This is a genomic window from Bradyrhizobium sp. 215_C5_N1_1, assembly GCF_052075935.1.
Lineage (GTDB): Bacteria > Pseudomonadota > Alphaproteobacteria > Rhizobiales > Xanthobacteraceae > Bradyrhizobium > Bradyrhizobium barranii.
This window is the reverse complement of the sequence record NZ_CP197228.1, coordinates 6,864,933-6,885,273: the sequence shown is the minus strand read 5'-3', so window position 1 is coordinate 6,885,273 and position 20,341 is coordinate 6,864,933. Positions and strand designations below refer to the sequence as shown.

Sequence of the window (20,341 nt, the reverse complement as noted above, 5' to 3'; positions counted from 1 at the left end):
GACGGGGCAGTCAGGGCCCGATCAGCCGGGCGGCCGACAGGATGACCTCCTCCAGCCCCCCGGTCAGCTTGAGGTCGCCGAGGCTCGCCAGGGCGCCGGGGGCGATCCAGCGGTAATCGTCGAGCTCGTCGTTGAGAGCCGGCTCCTTGGCCACCCAGCGGGCGGCAAAGGACATGATCAGGTAATGGCCGGCGCCGGGGGCGGTCGGCAGCACCTCGCGCCAGCCGGCGAGGCCGATGATTTCGATGGCGAGCCCGGTCTCCTCGTCGACCTCGCGCGCCAGCGCCTGGTGCAGCGATTCGCCGAACTCGACCCGGCCGCCGGGCAGCGAATAGAACCCCTTGGCGGGCGAGCGGGCGCGGCGGGTCAGAAGCACCTTGCCGTCGCGGAAGATGGCGGCGCTGACCGCGATCTGGGGGTGGGTGGGCTGGATGACCGCAGGCATATCTTCAACGACCCTTCAACAGCCCTTGGCTCAATTCGCCATGATGGTGTCGACGTCGGCTTCCGCGCCGCCATTGATGATGCCGCCGCAGGCCGCGATCAGCGGCTTGACCCAGAGCGTGGCCTGCTCGGCGAGGCGGACGCGGGTCGTATCCTTCTCGACCTCGCGCATGGCCGAGCCGACCGCTGTCAGGATCGAGGTCATGGTATCAGTGATGTGGTCGAACTGGGCGCGCACGTTCGGATCGGCCTTCTCATAGGCTTCGATGGCCAGATCCCGTGCCTTGAAATTCGACGCGGTGAAATGCTCGGCATAGGACAGCGGCGACCAGGTCAAAAAATCTTCGGCGCATTCCGGCATGTCCGGGACCATTTCCAGCAGCATCACGGCTTCATTGAAATGGTTGAGATAGTCGGTGGCAAGCCCGGTTCGCGGGTTGATGTTGGCCACGCGCAGCCGCTCGGCCCAGGCGGCGGCCTCGGGGCCCGTCTGTACATGCGTCCGCGCGGGTTGGGAGGCCTTTGAGCTCATCTGCCGCAGTGTTAGCGTTCGGGGTTAAAACGACCTGAACGGACCCTATATAGATCGCCAAGGATGTGTGGACGCTTCGTCATAACTTCGGCCCCCGCGGCTTTACGGCAACTGTTCGGCTACATCGAGCAGCCGAATTTCCCGTCACGGTACAACGTCGCGCCGACACAACCGATTCCAGTCGTGCTGCTCGAGAACGGCGCGCGCCATTTCCGCTTGATGCGCTGGGGATTGTTGCCCAGCTGGGTCAAGGATCCCAAGGGATTTACGCTCCTGATCAACGCGCGCTCCGAGACGGTGCTGGAAAAGCCCGCCTTCAAGAACGCGATTCGGAGGCGCCGCGGCCTGATTCCCGCCGACGGCTATTATGAATGGAAGACGGAGGGCGGCCGCAAGCAACCCTTCTTCATCCACCGCGCCGATGGCGAGCCGCTCGGCTTCGCTGCGGTATTCGAGACCTGGGTCGGGCCGAACGGTGAGGAGCTCGACACCGTCGCGATCGTCACGGCGGCGGCGGGCGAGGATCTCGCCGCGCTGCATGACCGCGTGCCCGTCACCATCAGCCCGCGCGATTTCGAGCGCTGGCTCGACAGCCGCGGCGACGATGTCGATGCGGTGTTGCCGCTGATGTCCACCCCGCGCATCGGTGAATTCGCCTGGCACCCGGTCTCCACCCGCGTCAACCGCGTCGCCAATGACGACGATCAGCTCGTGTTGCCGATCAGCGCGGAGGAGATGGAGGCCGAGGCAGAGGCAGAGGCTGCGAAGCCGAAGAAGGTCGCGCGGAAGGTTGCTGCTAGCTCGTCAGATGACGGGCAGGGGTCGTTGTTCTAGGCGGCGGTGCCGTAGGGTGGGCAAAGCGAAGCGTGCCCACCATCGTGTTTCAAGCAAGTGGATAGACGGTGGGCACGGCGCGTTGCGCCTTTGCCCACCCTACGCGATCTACACGATCTCTTTTGCCCTGAGCGCCGCGATCTCCGCTGCATCAAATCCCAGCTCGCCCAGCACAGCATCCGTATCCGCACCCAATTCCGGCGCCATCCGGTCCAGCCGGCCGCCGCCATGGGCGAGCTTGAAGCCGCTGCCGGCAAAGCGCAGGCGGCCGTAGGGCGTATCCAGCTCCTGGATCGCGCCGCGGGCCTGGATTTGCGGATGATCGATGACCTCCTCGACCTTCCAGATGCTGGCGCAGGGCGCGCCGGCATCTTCCAGGATTGTCTCCCACTCGCGCGCAGGCCTGGCCGCCAGCGCCTCCTCGATGATGGCGCGCAATGCGCTCTCGTTCTCGTTGCGCGCGAACCAGTCGGTGAAGCGCGGGTCCGACAGCGTGTCCTCGCGGCCGAGCGCGGACATCAGCGCGCGGTACTGCTTCTCGTTGTTGACGGCGAGCAGGATGTGGCCGTCGCCGCATTTGAACAGATTTGCCGTGGTCCGACGGCTCACCGCCTGGTTACCCGACAGCTGCTGGCGATGGCCGGCGACCGACCAGTCCGCGATCTGCCCCGAGAGAAACGCCATCGTTGCCTCCAGCATCGAGACGTCAATGAGCTGTCCCTTGCCGGTGCGGTCGCGCTGATACAGCGCGCTCGACACGCCGAATGCGGCCGTGGCGCCCGAGAGCACGTCGCACACCGCAAAGCCCGCGCGCGTCGGCCCCGTCTCGGGATGGCCCGTGATCGCCATGATGCCCGACAGCGCCTGCATCTTGCCGTCATAGCCGGGCCGCAGGCGGTCCGGGCCGGTCTGGCCGAAGCCGGACACGGCGCAATAGATCAGTTTTGGATTGATCGCCGACAGCGCCTCATAGCCGATCCCGAGCTTGTCCATCACGCCCGGGCGAAAGTTCTCCATGACGACGTCGACTTGCATCACGAGCTTCTTCACGATCGCGATCGCATCGGGCTTTTGCAAATCGAGCGTCAGGCTGCGCTTGTTGCCGTTGATGGCCTGGAACGCCGGCGCCAGTCCGCGCTCGGCCCATTCGCGGCTGAGCGGCGTGCGGCGCATGTCCTCGCCCTCGCGCCGCTCGACCTTGATGACATCTGCCCCCAGCAGCGCGAGCTGGTAGCTCGCATAGGGGCCGGCCAGCACTTGCGTGAAGTCGAGAATCTTCACGCCCTCGAACGGTCGCGTCACGTCGCTCTCCCCATTGTTTGTTGTTGTCGGAGGACGTCAGGCGGCGCGGTTGCCGCGCGCGATCTCCTTCTGCTTGTCGAATTCGGCGCGGCGGCGCGCCAGCTCTTCGGGCGAGAGCTGCGCGACATTGTTGTAGTCGAGCTTCCAGGACGCGTCCTCGCTCCAGCGCAGCGGCGACTGCATCGTGGTCTGCGGCCCGCTCGCGCTTTCCAGCAGCGTCAGCGCGAGCTCGAGTGTTTGCGCCTGCGAGGCGACGTCGTGCGGCTTGCCCGCCGAATTGCCGAGCGGGAAGTCCGAGAACAAGAAGCGCGGCACGGCGGCATGCTCGATGATGTCCTTGGCGCAGCCCATCACCACGGTCGGAATGCCGTTGGCCTCGAGATGCCGCGCCACCAGTGCGGTGGTCTGATGGCAGACCGGGCAGTTCGGCACCAGCACGGCGACATCGACCTTGTCAGCGAGGCAGCGCGCCAGGATTTCCGGCGCGTCGGTGTCGAGCGTGACGCGATGGCTCCGGTTGGTCGGCGCGCCGAAGAAACGCTGGCTCACCTCGCCGATGCGGCCTGCGGCAGATGCCTTCAAGAGCTGCGGCAACGGAAACCAGCTGCCGTTGTCGGTCGCCGTGGTGTGCTTGCGGTCGTAGCCGATGTGCGAGATGCGCAGATCGTGCTGCTTCGAGGTGTCGCCGTCATAGACCTGGTAGAATTTCGCCCCGCCATTATACGCCGCGCCCGGGCCCTGGTCGCCCTTGGTGGGATCGTAAGGCGCGGCCGTGGTGATGATCGTCACGCGCGATTGCGCCAGCGGTTTTTTCAGCGGCTGGAACGGCGCCTCGGTGTAATGCGCCCAGCGATATGGCGTGGTGTAGCCGATCGCGGTGTAATATTCGCGCGTGCGCTGCATATAGGGGACGGGGGAGTCATAGTCGGGCGCAAAGCCGAATTCGTCGTCGCGCGAAGCGGACATGGGGCGCGTCTCCTGGTTCTTGGTTGGGACCAGACTAGAGATAGTTTTGGGGTAGCTCAACCGGGGCGGGGCGGCGCAGGGCAGAATTGCAGGCTTAGTGGAGCCGATTGCGCTGTCTTCCCCTCTCCCCTTGTGGGAGAGGGTGGCTCGCCGCGGAGCGGCGAGACGGGTGAGGGGTATCTTTCCGCGAGCCCGCTTTTTCTGAATTTGCGGACGCATACCCCTCATCCGGCGCTTCGCGCCACCTTCTCCCACAGGGGGAGAAGGAAGAAAGCGTAACTCACCTGAAAATATGCAGCGCCGCGTATTGCAGCAGCATGATCGCCTTGGCGTCGATGATGCGTCCATCCGCGATCATCGCCAAGGCCTCGTCGATCGAGAGCTCCAGCACCTCGATGTCCTCGCCCTCGTGCTCGAGGCCGCCGCCGTCGCTGACCCGCATCTCCGGCTCGTATTCGGCGACGAAGAAATGCAGCTTCTCGGTGATGGCGCCGGGGCTCATGAAGGCCTCGAACACCTTGTGGACGTGGTGCAGGCGATAGCCGGTCTCCTCCTCGGCCTCGGCGCGGATGCGCACCTCGGGGGAGGCATCGTCCAGCACGCCGGCGGCCGCTTCGATCAGGAGATCGTCGTAGCCGCGGATAAAGGCCGGCAGGCGGAACTGGCGCACCAGGATCACCGTACGCCGTGCGCGGTTATACGGCAGCACGGCGGCGGCGTTGTCGCGCTCATAGGTTTCCCGGTGCTGCGTCTGCCACTCGCCATTGGCGCGCTGGTACTCGAACGTCGTGGTCTTCAGCGTGGTCCAGCCGTCCGAGAGCACGCGGACGTCCTTGATGCGGACGCGGTCGGAAATGGTCATTGCTGTTTTCCAGCTACGTTGTGGAAGCGCGGCCGTCGAGCCACTTCTGGAACATCACCGAGGTCGATTCCTCGAAACCCAGCGACTGGTAGAACGCATTGGCTTGCGCGTTCTCGCGGCGGACCAGCAGTTGCAGCTTCAAAATGCCGGCCTGCCGCAGCCAGTCCTCGGCCGCGACCATGATGACGCGGCCATAACCGCGTTTGCGCCCATCGGGATCGACCGCGACGTAATAGACCCAGCCGCGATGGCCGTCATGGCCGACCATGGCGGTGGCGACGATCGCGCCGCCATCGCGGCCGATCAGCACGGTGGAATTGTCGCGCCGCCGCGCCAGCGCGATGTCGGCATGCGGATCGTTCCAAGGGCGCGTCAGGCCGCAGCGCTGCCACAGCGCGACGAGGGGCTCGACATCGGCGTCGGTGATCGCATCGATCGTAAGTGAGACGCTCACAGCACCTTCCCCGGATTCATGATGCCGAGCGGGTCGAGCATCGCCTTGATCGACCGCATCAGCTCGATCGCGGTCTTGTCCTTCACCTCGGGCAACTCGTCGCGCTTGAGCACGCCGATGCCGTGCTCGGCCGAGATCGAGCCGCCCATGCGCAGCACGATCTCGAACACGACCGCGTTCATCTCGTGCCAGCGCGCCAGGTAATCCGCGGTGTTGGCGCCGATGGGCTCGCTGACATTGTAGTGCAGATTGCCGTCGCCGAGATGGCCGAACGGCACCGGCCGTGCGCCGGGGATCAGTTTCACGACGGCGGCATTGGCTTCGTCGATGAAGGCGGGCACGGCGGCGACCGGAACGGAGATGTCATGCTTGATCGAGCCGCCCTCCGGCTTCTGCGCCGACGACATCTCCTCGCGCAGCTTCCAGAAGCCGTTGCGCTGGGTGAGGTTGGCCGCGATCACGGCGTCGTCGACGATCTCGTCTTCCATGGCGCGGGTCAGGATCGTCTCCAGCGGCGTGCGGGCATCGTCGCCGGGCGAGGACAATTCCATCAGCACGTACCAGGGATGTTTTGCTTCGAGCGGGTCGCGCACGTCGATGCCGTGGCGGACCGAGAAGTCGACCGCCATCTCCGACAGCAGCTCGAAGCTCGTCAGCGCGTTCGCGGCTTCGCCTTGCGCGATGGTCAGCAGCTTCAGCGCCGCCGCCGGCGATTTCAACCCGACGAAGGCGGTCTCGATCGCCCGCGGCTTCGGAAACAGCTTGAGCGTGGTCGCGGTGATGATGCCGAGCGTGCCTTCCGCGCCGATGAAGAGGTTGTGCAGATTGTAGCCGGTGTTGTCCTTCTTCAGCTTCGACAACACGTTGAGCACGCGACCGTCGGCGAGCACCACCTCGAGCCCCAGCGCCATCTCGCGCGCAACACCATAGGCGAGCGCGGCGGTGCCGCCGGCATTGGTCGAGAGATTGCCGCCGATGGTGCAGCTTCCTTCGGCGCCGAGCGAGAGCGGAAACAGCCGGTCCACGTCGGCCGCCTTCTGCTGCGCGACCTGGAGCACGACGCCGGCCTCGCAGGTCATGGTGTTGGAGGCAGTGTCGACCTCGCGGATCTTGTCGAGCCGGCGCAGCGACACCACCACTTCGCCGTTGTGCGGCGTCTGGCCGCCGACGAGCCCAGTGTTGCCGCCCTGCGGCACCAGCGCGATTCCGTGCGCGGAGGCGAGCTTGCAGATCGCCGAGACCTCCGCCGTCGAGCCCGGGCGCAGGACCAGCGGCGAGCGGCCGTGAAACAGGTTGCGCTCCTCGGTAACGTAGGCCTCGATGTCGGCCGCGTCGGTGATGGCATGTCGGTCGCCGACGATCTTGCGGAATTGTTCGATCAGCTCTGGCGCAAGCGGCGGGGTGGCAGATTTATTGACGTTCATGCTCTTGTCTCTTGTTCGCTCTTATCTCTTGCGCATGATCTTATCGGAAAACCGCTGCATACTTTTCCGGGTCATGCGCTATCGGGCGACCGCGGCCCGGCGCAGCCGGTCGTTGATGGCCTCGCCAAGTCCTTCTTCCGGCACCGCCATCACCGCGATCGCTCGCGGGCTCTTCGCATCGAGGGCGCGAAGATAGCCGAACAGATTGGTGGCGGCTTCATCGAGATCAGCCGCGGGCGACAAATTCATGACGGCGGCGGCGGCCTCCAGGCCCGGCAGGCGATCGGGGCCGAACGCCAGCAGCGCTTCGCCAGCTGCCACATCGCGCGCATTGAGCCGCACGCTGGCGCGCGGCGCGTAATGCGAGGCCAGCATGCCCGGCGCCAGCGGCTGGCTGTCGTCGCTCTCGGCCTCTACGGGTGGCCGCGCCAGCGGCGCGCCGAGCACGGCCTCGATCCGCTCGCGCGACAGCCCGCCGGGGCGGAGCAGCATCGGGACGTCGAAACAGCCGACAATGGTCGATTCGACGCCGACCGTAACAGGCCCGCCGTCCACGATCAGGTCGATCCGCCCGGCAAGGTCGCTTTCGACATGGGCTGCCAGCGTCGGCGAGACATGGCCGGAGATGTTGGCGGACGGCGCCACCACGGCCCCGCCGAAGGCGCGCAGGATCGCCTCCGCCACCGGATGGGCAGGAATGCGGATCGCGACCGTGTCGAGCCCGGCGGTGGCCAACTCAGCCACCGGACAGTCATCCGTCTTCGGCACCACCAGCGTCAGGGGCCCCGGCCAGAACGCTTCCGCAAGCCTCAACGCACGCGCGTCGAAACGCCCGATCCGGCGCGCGGCGGCGAGATCGGCGACATGGGCGATCAGCGGGTTGAAGGCCGGCCGCCCCTTGGCGGCGTAAAGATGGGTGATCGCGGTGGCATTGGCGGCGTCCGCCCCGAGCCCGTAGACCGTCTCGGTCGGAAACGCGACCAGCCCGCCGGCGGCCAAAATCCGGGCGGCAGCTTCCGCGCCGGCCGCGCCGGCCGGTAAAATCAGCGTTTCAAGACCCGTTTTCACAGGGACAAAATTCCTCATGCCGGCCGCTTGCGGTGCGTCAAACCCGACGCTATAAGCCGCCTTCTTGTCGGAGTGTGGCTCAGCCCGGTAGAGCACTGCGTTCGGGACGCAGGGGTCGCAGGTTCGAATCCTGCCACTCCGACCATTCTTCCAAAAGTCGACGTTTTCCAGAGGCTTGGCGGACCGGCCGCCAGCGCCTCGGGAGCGCCTTTTTGCAACGATTTTCGGAGCGGGTCCACGGCCGATTTGGCCGGGCAGGGGCATCTGCCGCGGCGGCATGGCTCTACATTCGCCGGCCGATGGTCCAATGCTGGACAGTAGGTCAGTAGCCTACCGCCGCGCCACCAGCACGCCCACCAAGAACGCCACCATCAGTGCCGGCAGTGGCGCCTCGCGCACCATGCCGCGGACGATGTCCGGCCAGTGCTGGTCCGGGACGAGGCTTGGAGACCTGACTTCAGCCATCGGTGTCATGCCCCAGTCCGAGGCAAGTTCGGCGATCTCGCTCGAGGCCAAACGCACGCCGTCGCGGACGCGGAAGATGGCGGCGTCGGATCGCTCGCGCGGCGCGAGCGCCATCAGCGTCGCGACAGCAGTGCGCAACGTCATCTCACCAAAACCTTGCAGCCTCACCGATTCCTCGGGATCGGATGTCATGCAAAATCCCTCACAGCGCGAAGTGGTGCGCGATGGTGAATGCCGCCGTCGCGCACAGGACCAGCGTGGATACCGCGCCGGCCACCCCGCGCGCGAGATGGGCTCGCGTCAGGTGCCTGGTCATGATCTTGCTCCATGCTCTGCATGGCAATAGCGGCGAGGAAGGTTGGTTCCTCGCGCGTCGCTCGAATCGCCCGACGCTCTACTTCCGCAAGAGCTCGCTCAAGGCCGCCGTCGCCTCGGCGCAGCGGATGTCGTCGATCTCGCGCGACAGGCTGAGCGCGCTGGATCTCAGTTCTTCGAGCCTCCAGCTCGCCGGATGTTGGCTTTCGAGCTGACCGAGACGTTTGTTCAGGTCATCCAGTCTCGATTGGAGCTGCCCGATGCTGGCGGCCCCATTCACTTTCCAAACGCGCTGTGCACGCATCGTAGTTCCCCTGCTAGTCTCACGGCGTTGTGAGCGGGGTTCGTGGCTGGAATGGGAGTTTCTTTTGTCCGGCTTCAGACGGTGGGGAACCGTTGCAAAAGGGCAACGCGGGTTCCCGCGCGTTGACCGGCGCGGACAGAGCTATCGCCCATCGCCCGCGCCCTTCTGTAGATGCCGTCGCGTTGCCTAGTCGGGCCCGGCACGATCCGCGTCAGGCGGCGCTCGGCCACCCGGTTGATCGCTTTTCAATGCGGCTTTCCAGGATCGCGATGCTCACCTGGAGATTGTCGCGCCGGGCTCTCAGGTTCTGCGCGAGCATCGGGTAGGCGAGATTGTTTGGATCGGAGATCCCGGCCCTCCGCTCTTCCTCCAGAATGTCGGCGTCGAGCATCTGCGTGCGCCAACGCAGATCGGAGATCAGGACGTGGAGCTGTGTTGGGATGGTCGCTTCGAAACGGGACGTCGATTGCATAGGATCGCCTCACTATGAAACAGACCCACTGCGGGTCTGAGGGATTGGCGGACGAGCAGCAAGGAGAGTGCCAGCGCGCCGGCTGAGGGCGAAGGCCTGCCGGGCGGCCGAAGGGGTGACACTCTCCCCTTCGTCATTCCGGGGCGATGCGCAGCATCGAGCCCGGAATCCATCGGGCCGCAGTTGCGCGGCGACATGGGATCTCAGATGCGCAATTGCGCATCATAGCTCGCCGCTTCGCCGCGCTCCGGAATGACGGTGGCATGCCCGGGTGTTTCGCTTTGCTGTCAACCCAATCGCGCCAAATATTCCACTTTACCGAAATTCGGAAATGGCGTATGTGTAGCCCATCCCGGCTCATTCGGCTCGTAATGTTTGGCTGGCTATTCCCGAACGAAAATGTGGGACTTAACCTTCCATTCGCCGTTGGACTGGTGTTCGTAAAGCTTAACGGTGCTTCCGGACAGCTTGGTCGTTTCCTCGCCTTTGACCAAGGAAGCTTTGAAGCGGGAGGTCACGTATGTGTAGTTCCCCATTGGCAAAACCTCAACAAGTTCAAGCTTGTGATTTCTGACGCTCGTTCCCCTTTTGGCAAAGAAGTCGCGTATCGCAGTCGCACCCGAAACGGGCGGTGCGCCGGGCGGGATTAGACTGGCATCGGTGGCATACATTGGCAGCAAGGCATCGAAATTTGGATCGTTGATCGCTGCATCCCATTGCGCATTGAGTTTCGTCATGTCCTCAGTGAGCGGGTCCGCCCGCGCATGGCCGATAGTGACGAACAACAGCACCAGCAGCAGCGATAAGCTTTTGCTCATGACTTTGCCCTCTTTGATCTGATCGTGTCCGCCAGTCGGGCGCGCCTATGCGACGCGCACGCTGGTGATCTGTGAATGGCTGGTTCTGAAGATCGCGCCTGCCAATGGCACCAAGGCTGCAATTTGAAGAGAAGCGGAGAGTTCGGCGTTTCTCCGTTTTGTGGGCAGCAGCTTCCGGCAAGCAAAGAGCGTGACGGTGCGGGGAGGTTACACGGTTCTCGGAATCATGCCTACGGTTGTTTTGGGTCAGAAAGCCAGCGAATGTCGGCCCCGAACGCGGCATCGTCGATGGCTCGCACCGTGTCGTGGTGATGACGTGATGTCCGCAATGGCTGGCGGCGACCGTCGAAGGATGGGCGGTCCCTCCGCAATCGGTCGTCAGGGTTCTTCAGAGGGCAAAAAGAAACGCGGGGACCGCGCCACCGCACCTATTGAGAATATCTGGTGCGAGAAAATGCGTGGTTGCAGTTGCAGGGGACGCCGGAACGTTCGCTATGCGCCGATAGCGAGCAGCGAGCGCTTTGCAGCGAAATGACGCGATGGGCCCAAAGGCGACACTCAAGAAAAGCCGCCAAGCGAGGCGGACTTAGACCGGCGTCTCCCGGCGGACTGGCGGTAAGAGTGCCAACGCAATGTAGGGGAGTGGATAAAACAATCCGCCCCAGATGAACCAGGCGGCCCTAGAGCGTCCCCTCTGTTCGGCATAGTTCGCAGTATAGTGCCCGCACGCAGAGATGAGGCAGAGATAAAGGATTGCAGCAACAATTAACGGAAACATGGGCCGGCTCCGATCACTGCTACGAATAAACATAAGGGATTTGGGTCACGGGGCAATACACGCCCTCGTCAACGAATGAGTTCAAGACCGCATGGCAAGGTCCGGTTAGGCGCAATCGCGCCCAAGGTCGACCAGCAGCAAATCTGGATATGGTCCGCTCTGCCGCCGGAAGCGAAAGTGAGCTATCCCGCCGCGATGCAGCAGGAATGACGCTGATGACCGAAACCGTCGCGCCCGTCGCCAAGCCTGTTCCTCGACCGCGATCCAGAAGCGCCGAGACCGTCAGCGCGTCGGCGCTGGCGCAGCACCTCGATTGCAGCCGGACCTACATCGGCAAGCTCGAAGCCGAAGGCGTAATCCAGCGGTAAGGTGACGGCTTCCCGCTCGATCAGAGCCGCGTCGCTTATCTGCGATACCTGCGGCGCGAGCGGCGGCAATCGTCGCGCAGTGAAGCCGATGCTGCGCACGGCGCGGCAATGACAGCGTGTTTTCGAGAACGCTGCAATCTCCTCATGCTGTTGCCGAAAGGCAACTGATTTATTGTTTCTTCGTTGAACTGTTCCATTTTGCGTTTACGCCGCAACAAACAGTTTTAGATTTGCGGTCTCCGGGCTGGGGCGTGTTTTACGACAGCGAATTTTCGAACCCGGAGGCTTTTCGAAATGATTTTGGAATTCCTCGCAATTTTTTCTCTCGTTCAGTTCGCCAACATAATTTCGCGACTGATCGGTCAGCGGAATGACGTACTCTCCTACGTTTCAAGATCAGGTCCTCACCGGTAAGTGTGGCAAAAGCGGCATTGCTGGCACCGTTTTGATGGCATCTATCCTGCATGGTGCGCGACGTAGCGATCTTGCGACCCGGCGCGCCATCGAGCGTGTGTGTTCGAGGTGCGCACAGAGATTGCCAAGGTCTAACAGGAGATGGCCGACAAGTGAGGTGAGCCGCCACTGGATGACGACACATGATGACCGCCGCTCAAGTCGCGACACAGGTCCTACGTCGCCTCCGTTGTGCCGGCGTGCCGGCACGCCATCCACCGCAATCTGTAGCGGCGTGCTTGTCCATCGTAGGCCGGGCGGAGTTGTTTGCTATTTCTGCTCCCCGCGATACTCTGACAATCGGCTGGGGGCCTTAGAATGTTCGATGTGTATCTTAACACCAGGCGAGATCTGTTGGTTGTGCGAAATGGTTTGCCAATTCCGCTTCCCGACGCGTCAGGCAGATGGCATAAGAAGAAAAAAGTAGCGAGCGTCAGTGAGAACATTAAGCTCGCCGTTCAGCGACAAGGCTACTACCTGCGCAAGCTAACGGACTTTAAAAAGCGTTAGCCCGCGAACCGCATGTGCAACCTCTACAGCATCGCGACGAACCAAGCTGCGTCGCCGCACTGTTTCGCGTCGCCAACCGATACGTCGGCAACCTCGCACCGATGCCCGGCGTGTTTCCCGACTATCCTGCGCCGGTCGTCCGCAACACAGACGCAGGATGGTGTTGATGCGGTGGGGCATGCCGCCGCCACTTCGCACAGGCGTGCTGCCAGTCACGCCCCGCTGACCCCGGCCGTCGGGCAAAACACCGGGTCATTCCGATCTGCGCCGGTGTCAAGCTGCGCTTGCAAGAATATTCCACTTTACCGAAATTCGGAATTGGCGTATGTGCTGCCCATCCCGGCTCACCAAGAGGGGCGATCTTGTGTCGTCACTGTCGCGAGCCGGGTTGCGGTGGACGCGGCAGCGTTGGGCGCGAAAAGTGCGGGCAGGGCGGATTGCTCTCCGTGAGCCCAAAGCTTCGTGCCGGATGAGCGGCGCTGTCAGGTTCGTCTCGTCTGTAAGTTTCCGGCTCCGTCGACAGGGCTGGAAAAACTGCGGCAAAATGGCGGGCCGTGCGTACGGCAAAACCGTGTGGTCCTGGCCGTCGTTGCTACGGTCAAGTGCTTTGCGAATGCGGCAGTCGCGTCAACCGGCGCGGTGTCGGTGACTTTCGCAAGCGTGAGGGAGGCCAGAAGGAACTCGGCTCCCGGGAGAGCACGGCATAAGCCGTCCGACCATCGCGCAGGGAAGGCCGAGTGATCGGCACCACCTGTATGCTGCTGTGCGGTTTCCTTGCGCTACCTTTCGCGCAGCGGACCGCGGGTGCGAGGTCAGCACCCGGCCTTCCCTGCGCCCTCTTGGCTTCGAGGGTGGAACGACGAAGCAAAGCTCGGGCGAGATGCGCCGCGAGAAGGCGATGGTGCGTCTGCAGCACTCGCTGTCGTCGCCCGGCTTGACCGGGCGATCCAGCATTCCAGAGACGGCTGTGATTGAGCCGAGAGGCCGCGGCGTACTGGATTCCCCGCTTGCCGCCTACGCTAAAGCTTCGGCGGCCCTGGACCTCAGCCCCGGCGAAGCCTTGGCGTAGCCGGGTCGCGGGGAATGACAGTGGTATTTGGAGGACGACGCCGATGCCCCTTGCTCCGTCATTGCGAGCGCAGCGAAGCAATCCAGAGCCTTTCCGCGGAGGGATTCTGGATTGCTTCCGCCTTCGCTGAAGCTTCGGCGGACAAGTCGCTACGCTCGCAATGACGATGGGGAGAGAGCGTGCCCTCCATCCACCCCCATTCACAGCCACGTGCCTTGATTCGGGAACAATCATTCCCTATTATCCCGCAATGCAAAAAGCCGCGCGCCGTCCCCAGCCTGCTGCTCGTCCACCCGGCCGTCCCCGGGAATTCGACATGGACACTGCGCTCGACCGCGCCGTACGCGTATTTTGCGAGCGGGGTTATCATGCCACCTCGATCGGCGACCTGACCGCCGCCATGCGGCTTGCCACCGGCAGCGTCTACAAGGCGTTTCGCGACAAGCAGGCCGTGTTCCTGGCCGCTTTCGAGCGCTATGCCGTGGTGCGCCGGGAGCAGACCCGCAGCGCGGCCGCGCGCGGCGCCAACGGTCGCGAGCGACTGCGCCATATGTTGCTGTCCTATGTCGAGCACTCCCAGGGGATCGAGGGCCGTCGCGGCTGCATCGTGGTCGGCGGCGCGGTCGAGCTCGCCGCGCTCGATCCGGACGTCCGCGCCCGCGTCAACGCCCAGCTCGAGACCAACGAGGCCTTCATCGCCGGCCTCATTCGCGAGGGCCAGGCCGATGGCTCGATTCCCGCCCATGTCGCGACCGACGACACCGCGCGGCTGATGATCTGCATCACGCAGGGAATGCGCGTCGTCGGCAAGGCGCGCCTGCCGCTCGACGGCGAGCGCCTGGTCGGCGTCGCGATGAAACTGCTCGCCTGAATTTGTGTCATATTAGGGAATGATCATTCCCGATATCTGGAGTCTGTTGGAATGACGATGAATGCCACGATCGAGACCGCACCCGGGCCGGATGCGGTGTCGCAACGACTGACCTTCGTGCTTGCCGCGGCCTGTGGCATGGTCGCCGCCAACATCTACTACGCCCAGCCGCTGATCGCGCCGATCAGCGCCGCGCTCGGCCTCTCGCATGCGGCGGCCGGGCTGATCGTCACCATGACGCAGATCGGCTACGGCGTGGGGCTTCTCTTCATCGTGCCGCTCGGCGACCTCGTCGAGAACCGCGCGCTGATCTGCTCCGTCATCACGCTCGGCGCCGCGGCGCTGCTGGCCGCCGCGTTCGCCACCCACGCGCTGCCGTTCCTGATCGCCGCGCTGTTTATCGGCCTCGGCTCGGTCGCCGTGCAGATCATCATTCCCTACGCGGCACACCTTGCGCCGGAAGCCATTCGCGGCCGCGTCGTCGGCAATGTCTCGACCGGATTGATGCTGGGCATCATGCTGGCGCGACCGGTGTCGAGCTTCGTCACGGCAGCACTGTCATGGCACGCGGTGTTCTTCATGTCCGCCGCGCTGATGATCGTGCTCGCGGCGGCGCTGTGGACGACGCTGCCGAAGCGCAAGCCGGTTGCGCGCATGCATTACGGCACGCTGCTGCTGTCGATGCCGCATCTGGCCCGGACCACGCCGCTGCTCCGGCGCCGCGCGCTCTATCAGGCGAGCCTGTTCGGTGCCTTCACCCTGTTCTGGACGGTGGCGCCACTCCAACTCGCCAGCGAATTCGGCTTCTCCCAGCGCGGCATCGCGCTGTTCGCGCTGGCCGGCGTCGCCGGCGTGTTCGCCGCCCCGATCGCGGGACGGCTCGCCGATCGCGGCCATAGCCGCATCGCGACGCTGGTCGCCATGCTGCTCGCGGCCGCCGGCTTCCTGGTGACTTATATCGGCGCGGCCGGCTCGATGCTGAATCTCGCCTGCCTGGTCGTGGCCGCGATCGCCATCGATATCGGTGTCCAGGGGAACGTCGTGCTCGGCTTCCGCGCCATCTTCGCGCTCGGGCATGAGCACCGCAGCCGCCTCAACGGCCTCTATATGGCGACGTTCTTCGCCGCCGGCGCTGCCGGCTCTGCGGTCGGCGCCTGGGCCTTCGCGCAAGGCGGCTGGACGCTGGCGTCGGCCATTGGCCTTGCTCTGCCCGTCGCCGGCTTGCTCTATGCGGCGACAGAGTAGCGGTACGATCGTGCCCGCGGCCGTTTACCAAGCCCTGGATACGTAGCCTAGCACCGTGCGATTTCCGTCTCGCGGTTTCCCTGCGGCTGTAGTACTTTGGTCGCAAGCGAGCCCGGTTAACGGGCGGCAGGGGGAGGCTGATGAGGCGTGCGGGACTGGTTGGCGTACCGCGAGTACGGCCATGGTCGTGGCAGGCGTTTCTGCTCGGATTTGTCGTCGTCGCCGTGTCGGCCGCGCTTCAAGGCGTCTGCGTCGCACTCGGCGCAAAGCTCTATTTCGCGGCGTTCCTGCCCAGCCTGTTCGTGCTCGGAATCGTCGCGGGCGCGCCGGCAGCGGCGTTCGCCGCGCTGCTCACCGTTCCGCTGGTGTGGTGGGCGTTCATCCCGCCGTTCTTCCAGTTCATGCCGCTCTCCAGCGCGGGCGCGGATTCCATCAACCTGTTCTGCCTGCTCGCGGTGCTCTTGATCGGCCTTGCCGATCTCTGCCGCGAGACGATGGCAATGATCAGCCGCGGTGGACTGAAGCCCTCGGGCGAGAGCACGGCAACGAATTCGCAATAAATCCGCTTCGCGCGGAAGCGGCGCGTTGCGCCGGCGCAACAGTCCGGCAACCATCCGCGAGCTTGGCGCGCGCCGCTAACTTTTCGAAAAAGATTTGGCCGCAATTTCTCCCCCGGGAATGACGAGGGAGTTTTTGAACATGAACGGTCACGCCATCTTTGAGAATGTGCGCCGCTATCGCGGCATCGCATCGCTCTATCGCCAGACCGCTGCATTCCGCCCGGGCCAGAGCTGGTCGCTTCTGGAGCAGGCGAGCGAATGGGAAGCGCGGGCGCTGTCGGAGCTGGAAGCCTATTTCGCCGCGCGCACGGATTACGCCGCCGTCCAGCGCGCTGCCTGATCGTTAACCATCACAGGTTTTTGTATCCATGACGAACGGCGCGAACGACACGCGATGGGACGCAGACGTTCGCGCCATAGCCGTCAGAACCGGTAGCTCGCCTGAACCCTCACGGTGCGGCCCTGGCCGGGCGAGATGTTGTTGTTGCCGTCGGCGGACGCCCAATAGCCGCGGTTGAAGATGTTCTCGACCGTGAGCTGCGCCCGCCAGTTGGCATCGATCGTGGCGTAGACGCCGGCATCGAAGCGCACGAAGCTCGGCAGTCTCACCGTGTCATCCGACGATGCAAAGGAATCGCCGAAATAGATGATGCCGAGCGCGGCCGCCCACATCGGCGTGAACTGGTACTTGTTCCACCAGGCGAACTGATTGTACGGCACGAGCTGCACGCGATTGCCCGGCACCACGGTCGCCGACGTCGCGCTGGTGATCTTCGCATCGGTATAGGCATAACCGAGCGTGGACTGCCATTGCTCGGTGACGTAGCCGACGAGGCTCGCCTCGAAGCCGCGCGTCAGCGTGCTGCCGGAGGGCAGGAAGAAGCCGGGATTGTTGCCATCCGCGATCGGTTGGTTGGTGCGGTTGAGGTTGTAGATCGCGGTCGAGAACAGCAGCCTCGGATTGATGTTCCACTTCATGCCGACCTCGGTGTTCTCGAACTTCTGCGGCTGCAGGATCAGCGTGCCGTCGTTGAGCGAGGAGAACTGGTCGCCGGAGGCGGGCAAATAGGAGATGCTGTAGGCGGTGTAGACCGACATCGTCTCCATCGGCTTGAGGAGGACGGCCGCTTGCGGCGAGACCAGATTGTCGGTGCGGTTGCGGTTGAGGTTGGTGTTCATGTCCAGCGCCGACATCTCGAAGCGGTCGAACCGCGTGCCCACGATGAGCTGGAGCGCGCGTGAGAATTCGATGGTGTCGCGCAGGTAGCCGGACTCGACGTTCAGCGCATATTTACTGTTCGAATCCGGTGTCGTGACGCCATCGGTGTTGGTGCCGGTGAAGTGGTGGACGAAGGTGACCGGTCCGAAATAGGTCGGAGCGAACGGGTTCTGCACGATCGTGTTGGTACCGTTCGGAAAGACGCCGGTGTTGCGGATGTCGACACCGGTTTGGCGGCCGAACTCGGTGCCGAAGCCCACGGTGTGCGCGATCGGCCCGGTCCAGCCCTTGTAGGTGAAGTCGGTCTGGTTGAAGAAATTGTCGCGGTTGGTCGTGTGCTGATAGGCGCCAAGGTTGACCGCGGTGTCGGCTGCGTTGACGGCACCGGCGAGCGGCCCGCCGGTGGGATAGACATTCTGGTAGAACTTCTGGTAGTCGGCCGCCATCGTGCCGTTGCGCACCGACAGTCCGTTCTGGAAGTCGTGCTCGATGATCGCCATGCCGGTCTGCACCGTGGCTTGCGCGGTATTGAGGCTGGGGCTGCCGAAGAACGTCTGGAGATTGCCGTTCGGCGCGAACGGCGTCGTCGGATTGAAGCGCGTGACGCCGCCGGGAAGGCCCTGCGAGGGATTGCCGCGATCGGCGGTGCGGCCGTCGTGGTAATATTCGTAGGACAGCTTGATCTTGGTGAAGTCGTCGGGCTTCAGCGTAACGGTCGGGTTGATGCCGTAGCGTTCGAGATGGTTGAAGTCGCGGAACGCATCGCTGCCCTCGTAGAACACGTTCAGCCGGGCTGCCACGTTGTCGTTGACGGCTTGGCCCGCGTCGAGCGTGACGCGCCGGTCGCCCCACGAGCCCGTCTGCCCCGTCGCCTGGTAGATGCGGGTGCCATCGGCCTCCTTGAGGGTGCGGTTGAGCACGCCGCCGCCGGCGCCGCGGCCGAAGGTCAGGGCGCTCGGGCCCTTCAGCACCTCGATGCTTTGCGCGTTGTACAGGTCGCGGAAATATTGCACGTCGTCACGAAAGCCGTTGACGAAGAAGTTGGCGCTGGAATCGACGCCGCGGATGACGAGCTCGTCGCGATTGCCTTCGCCCTGGTGGACGGCGACGCTCGGGACGTAGCGCGTGACATCGGTCAAGCCCTGATAATTCTGGTCGCGGATCTGCTGCTGGGTGATGACGGAAAGCGATTGCGGGATGTTGACGATCGGCGTGTTCGACTTGGTGGCGACGGAGGTGCTGTTGGCGAAATAGCCGACGGTGCCGGTGCGCGCGTCCTGCGATGGCATGAAGGGCTGTGGCGCGGCGGTCGTCCCCGGCCGCCGTGCCGTTTGCGTCCGGCGGCTCCGCGTGCCGCTCGACCGGCGTACGGCCGAAGCGGGATTGGTACGGCGCTGTGCTTCCGGCGCGGTCACGGTGACGGATGGAATCGTCACGCCTTGTGCGGGCGTGGATTGCGCAAAGGCCTGCGGACTTGCGAAGAACGCAGCTGACGTCATCAGCGCGGTCAACACGCCTCCGATACCCGAAAAATTGCGCTTGGACATGTAGCTTGCGGCAGACAAAAGCTCTCCCGCGGCGGCGATGTGGCTCATCGCGCCCTCCCTGACTCTTTCAAAACTCGCCCGGATTCCCCATTGCACGGCCGGATGCGGGGCAAGGAGCATCCGTGCACGCGAAGTCACTGTGTGCATGAACAAAGTGACCGTGCGGCCATTCCGCGCAGGATGATTTGAATCGTTCGAAACTTGTCGGGTTCCAGGCGGTCACATGTTTCGGCGCGCCGGCAGGATCCGTGGCGACTACGGAGTTATCTCGGCGCCCGCGTGTGCTAGCAACAGGCCGATCGAGATCTCCTGCGTCGGCCGGGCCAAGCGATGACCACCTTCAACCGCATCTTCACGACGGAGCGTCTGCTCCAGATCATCGTCGTTCTGGCCGCGACGATCGCGATGAAGCTGATGGGGTGAGTATCGGCGGGCTATTGTCCGCCGAACTCGGGCACGTCGGGCAAATAGTTCGAGCCCTCGGAGCCGAGGAAATCGAACATCGCCTGCGCCGGTGGCAGCAGCACCTTGTCGCTGCGGCGGATCACGTACCATTGCCGGACGATCGGAAGGCCCGCGACATCGAGCACGATGAGACGACCTTCGGCGAGCTCATGCGCCACCGTGTGGGCCGAGATGAAGGCGATGCCGAGCCCGGCGATGACGGCCTGCTTGATGGTCTCGTTGCTGCTCATCTCCATGCCGATGATCGGCTCGAGATCCGATCTCTGGAACATGCCTTCCATCAGCGTGCGCGTCCCTGATCCCGGCTCGCGGGTGAGGAAGGTCTCGTGCACGAGGTCGGTCAGGTTGAGGCCGGAATCCTTCCCCAGCCAGTGTCCCTTGCGCGCGACGATGATGTGCGGATTGCGCCCGAGCTGACGCACGTCGACGCTGACGTCGGCCGGTGGCCGACCCATCACGGCGAAATCGAGATCGTAGCCGTGCATGGCCTCGCGGATCTCCTCGCGATTGCCGATCGTGAGCTTGATCTCGATCTTCGGATGCCGCTTCGAGAACGCCGCGATCGCATGCGGCACGAAATATTTCGCGGTCGAGACCGCGCCGAGATGCACCGTGCCGCCGGTCCGTCCAGCGAGCAGATCGAGCGCGCCCTGGCAGTCCATGATCGCGGCCTCGACGCGTTCGGCGAGCGCCAGCACCTCCTTGCCTGCCTCCGTCAGCAGCATGCCGTCGCCGGTCCGCTGCACCAGCGGCAGGCCGGCGAGGTCCTGGAGCTGCCGGAGCTGCTGGGTGACGGCAGGCTGGGTCAGGCCGAGCTGGCTCGAGGCCGCGGTGACGCTGCCCTTCGCCGAGAGCGCCGCAAGCGAGCGCAGCTGCCGGATCGTCAGATGCCGGAGCTGGGCCGCCGCATGGCCGGGGCCATTATAAGAAAATTCTTTGGCGCTCATTATGAATAGAAATTTTCCTTATTAAGCCGCCCCTGTCAATCTCCTCGCG

At 64.2% G+C, this 20,341-nt stretch carries 20 protein-coding genes, 1 tRNA gene and 1 pseudogene; 9 read left to right on the top strand and 13 right to left on the bottom strand.

The window, feature by feature from the left end:
- Positions 1 to 10 precede the first annotated feature (10 nt).
- Positions 11 to 445 (bottom strand): NUDIX hydrolase, encoded by a 435-nt coding sequence (locus tag AB7G19_RS33015; RefSeq protein ID WP_085402579.1) that lies wholly within the window; start codon positions 443 to 445, stop codon positions 11 to 13.
- A gap of 30 nt (positions 446 to 475) precedes the next feature.
- Complete coding sequence (locus AB7G19_RS33010; RefSeq protein ID WP_028152167.1) at positions 476 to 976, bottom strand: hypothetical protein; 501 nt, start codon at positions 974 to 976, stop codon at positions 476 to 478.
- Between the two features lie 63 nt (positions 977 to 1,039).
- On the opposite strand from AB7G19_RS33010, the gene AB7G19_RS33005 reads away from it, so the two are divergent.
- Positions 1,040 to 1,810: an SOS response-associated peptidase gene (locus AB7G19_RS33005; RefSeq protein WP_135215924.1), complete on the top strand. Its 771-nt coding sequence runs from the start codon at positions 1,040 to 1,042 to the stop codon at positions 1,808 to 1,810.
- A gap of 108 nt (positions 1,811 to 1,918) precedes the next feature.
- Here AB7G19_RS33005 and AB7G19_RS33000 read toward each other — a convergent pair whose 3' ends face one another.
- The 6 genes from AB7G19_RS33000 to AB7G19_RS32975 form a co-directional block, all read right to left on the bottom strand.
- On the bottom strand, positions 1,919 to 3,112 hold the full coding sequence (locus AB7G19_RS33000; RefSeq protein ID WP_085402581.1) for a CaiB/BaiF CoA transferase family protein: 1,194 nt from the start codon (positions 3,110 to 3,112) through the stop codon (positions 1,919 to 1,921).
- Between the two features lie 36 nt (positions 3,113 to 3,148).
- On the bottom strand, positions 3,149 to 4,078 hold the full coding sequence (locus AB7G19_RS32995; RefSeq protein ID WP_441268735.1) for a glycine reductase: 930 nt from the start codon (positions 4,076 to 4,078) through the stop codon (positions 3,149 to 3,151).
- A 280-nt stretch (positions 4,079 to 4,358) separates the two neighbouring features.
- Positions 4,359 to 4,940, bottom strand: a complete 582-nt coding sequence (locus AB7G19_RS32990; RefSeq protein ID WP_085398461.1) for an NUDIX domain-containing protein — start codon at positions 4,938 to 4,940, stop codon at positions 4,359 to 4,361.
- Positions 4,941 to 4,953: 13 nt separating this feature from the next.
- Positions 4,954 to 5,394 carry a GNAT family acetyltransferase gene (locus tag AB7G19_RS32985; protein ID WP_085398460.1) on the bottom strand — a complete coding sequence of 147 codons (441 nt, stop codon included), beginning with the start codon at positions 5,392 to 5,394 and terminating at the stop codon, positions 4,954 to 4,956.
- Entirely contained in the window at positions 5,391 to 6,818 is a 1,428-nt protein-coding gene (locus AB7G19_RS32980) for an FAD-binding oxidoreductase (RefSeq protein WP_085398459.1), read from the bottom strand. Before AB7G19_RS32980 ends, AB7G19_RS32985 begins: the two co-directional genes overlap by 4 nt.
- Before the next feature lie 78 nt (positions 6,819 to 6,896).
- On the bottom strand, positions 6,897 to 7,886 hold the full coding sequence (locus AB7G19_RS32975) for an L-threonylcarbamoyladenylate synthase (protein ID WP_161495726.1): 990 nt from the start codon (positions 7,884 to 7,886) through the stop codon (positions 6,897 to 6,899).
- 68 nt (positions 7,887 to 7,954) lie between these two features.
- On the opposite strand from AB7G19_RS32975, the gene AB7G19_RS32970 reads away from it, so the two are divergent.
- Positions 7,955 to 8,031 (top strand) — tRNA-Pro (locus AB7G19_RS32970).
- 185 nt (positions 8,032 to 8,216) lie between these two features.
- Here the strand turns inward: AB7G19_RS32970 and AB7G19_RS32965 are convergent.
- Positions 8,217 to 8,543 carry a hypothetical protein gene (locus AB7G19_RS32965; RefSeq protein ID WP_028154397.1) on the bottom strand — a complete coding sequence of 109 codons (327 nt, stop codon included), beginning with the start codon at positions 8,541 to 8,543 and terminating at the stop codon, positions 8,217 to 8,219.
- A gap of 122 nt (positions 8,544 to 8,665) precedes the next feature.
- On the opposite strand from AB7G19_RS32965, the gene AB7G19_RS32960 reads away from it, so the two are divergent.
- On the top strand, positions 8,666 to 8,881 hold the full coding sequence (locus tag AB7G19_RS32960) for a hypothetical protein (RefSeq protein WP_038945415.1): 216 nt from the start codon (positions 8,666 to 8,668) through the stop codon (positions 8,879 to 8,881).
- Positions 8,882 to 9,181: 300 nt separating this feature from the next.
- Here AB7G19_RS32960 and AB7G19_RS32955 read toward each other — a convergent pair whose 3' ends face one another.
- On the bottom strand, positions 9,182 to 9,361 hold the full coding sequence (locus AB7G19_RS32955; protein ID WP_409363863.1) for a hypothetical protein: 180 nt from the start codon (positions 9,359 to 9,361) through the stop codon (positions 9,182 to 9,184).
- A gap of 464 nt (positions 9,362 to 9,825) precedes the next feature.
- The gene (locus AB7G19_RS32950) at positions 9,826 to 10,260 is read right to left on the bottom strand and encodes a YybH family protein (protein ID WP_085398213.1); all 435 of its coding nucleotides are present in this window, start codon (positions 10,258 to 10,260) and stop codon (positions 9,826 to 9,828) included.
- A gap of 984 nt (positions 10,261 to 11,244) precedes the next feature.
- Between AB7G19_RS32950 and AB7G19_RS32945 the strand changes: the two genes are divergently transcribed.
- The 6 genes and pseudogenes from AB7G19_RS32945 to AB7G19_RS32920 all read left to right on the top strand — a co-directional run bounded on the left by AB7G19_RS32945 (position 11,245) and on the right by AB7G19_RS32920 (position 16,454).
- Positions 11,245 to 11,406 carry a hypothetical protein gene (locus tag AB7G19_RS32945; RefSeq protein WP_161495712.1) on the top strand — a complete coding sequence of 54 codons (162 nt, stop codon included), beginning with the start codon at positions 11,245 to 11,247 and terminating at the stop codon, positions 11,404 to 11,406.
- A gap of 975 nt (positions 11,407 to 12,381) precedes the next feature.
- Positions 12,382 to 12,586 (top strand): annotated as a pseudogene (locus tag AB7G19_RS32940) (SOS response-associated peptidase); the annotation flags it as partial.
- Positions 12,587 to 13,688: 1,102 nt separating this feature from the next.
- Positions 13,689 to 14,309, top strand: a complete 621-nt coding sequence (locus tag AB7G19_RS32935; RefSeq protein ID WP_085401326.1) for a TetR/AcrR family transcriptional regulator — start codon at positions 13,689 to 13,691, stop codon at positions 14,307 to 14,309.
- Positions 14,310 to 14,360: 51 nt separating this feature from the next.
- The gene (locus AB7G19_RS32930; RefSeq protein WP_085401325.1) at positions 14,361 to 15,554 is read left to right on the top strand and encodes an MFS transporter; all 1,194 of its coding nucleotides are present in this window, start codon (positions 14,361 to 14,363) and stop codon (positions 15,552 to 15,554) included.
- 140 nt (positions 15,555 to 15,694) lie between these two features.
- Complete coding sequence (locus AB7G19_RS32925; RefSeq protein ID WP_085401324.1) at positions 15,695 to 16,114, top strand: DUF4118 domain-containing protein; 420 nt, start codon at positions 15,695 to 15,697, stop codon at positions 16,112 to 16,114.
- A gap of 139 nt (positions 16,115 to 16,253) precedes the next feature.
- The gene (locus AB7G19_RS32920) at positions 16,254 to 16,454 is read left to right on the top strand and encodes a hypothetical protein (protein WP_244623442.1); all 201 of its coding nucleotides are present in this window, start codon (positions 16,254 to 16,256) and stop codon (positions 16,452 to 16,454) included.
- A gap of 83 nt (positions 16,455 to 16,537) precedes the next feature.
- On the opposite strand, the gene AB7G19_RS32915 is transcribed toward AB7G19_RS32920, so the two are convergent.
- Both AB7G19_RS32915 and AB7G19_RS32910 read right to left on the bottom strand, forming a co-directional pair.
- Complete coding sequence (locus tag AB7G19_RS32915; RefSeq protein ID WP_085401323.1) at positions 16,538 to 18,928, bottom strand: TonB-dependent receptor; 2,391 nt, start codon at positions 18,926 to 18,928, stop codon at positions 16,538 to 16,540.
- Between the two features lie 386 nt (positions 18,929 to 19,314).
- Positions 19,315 to 20,292: a LysR family transcriptional regulator gene (locus tag AB7G19_RS32910; RefSeq protein WP_028148254.1), complete on the bottom strand. Its 978-nt coding sequence runs from the start codon at positions 20,290 to 20,292 to the stop codon at positions 19,315 to 19,317.
- Positions 20,293 to 20,341 lie beyond the last annotated feature (49 nt).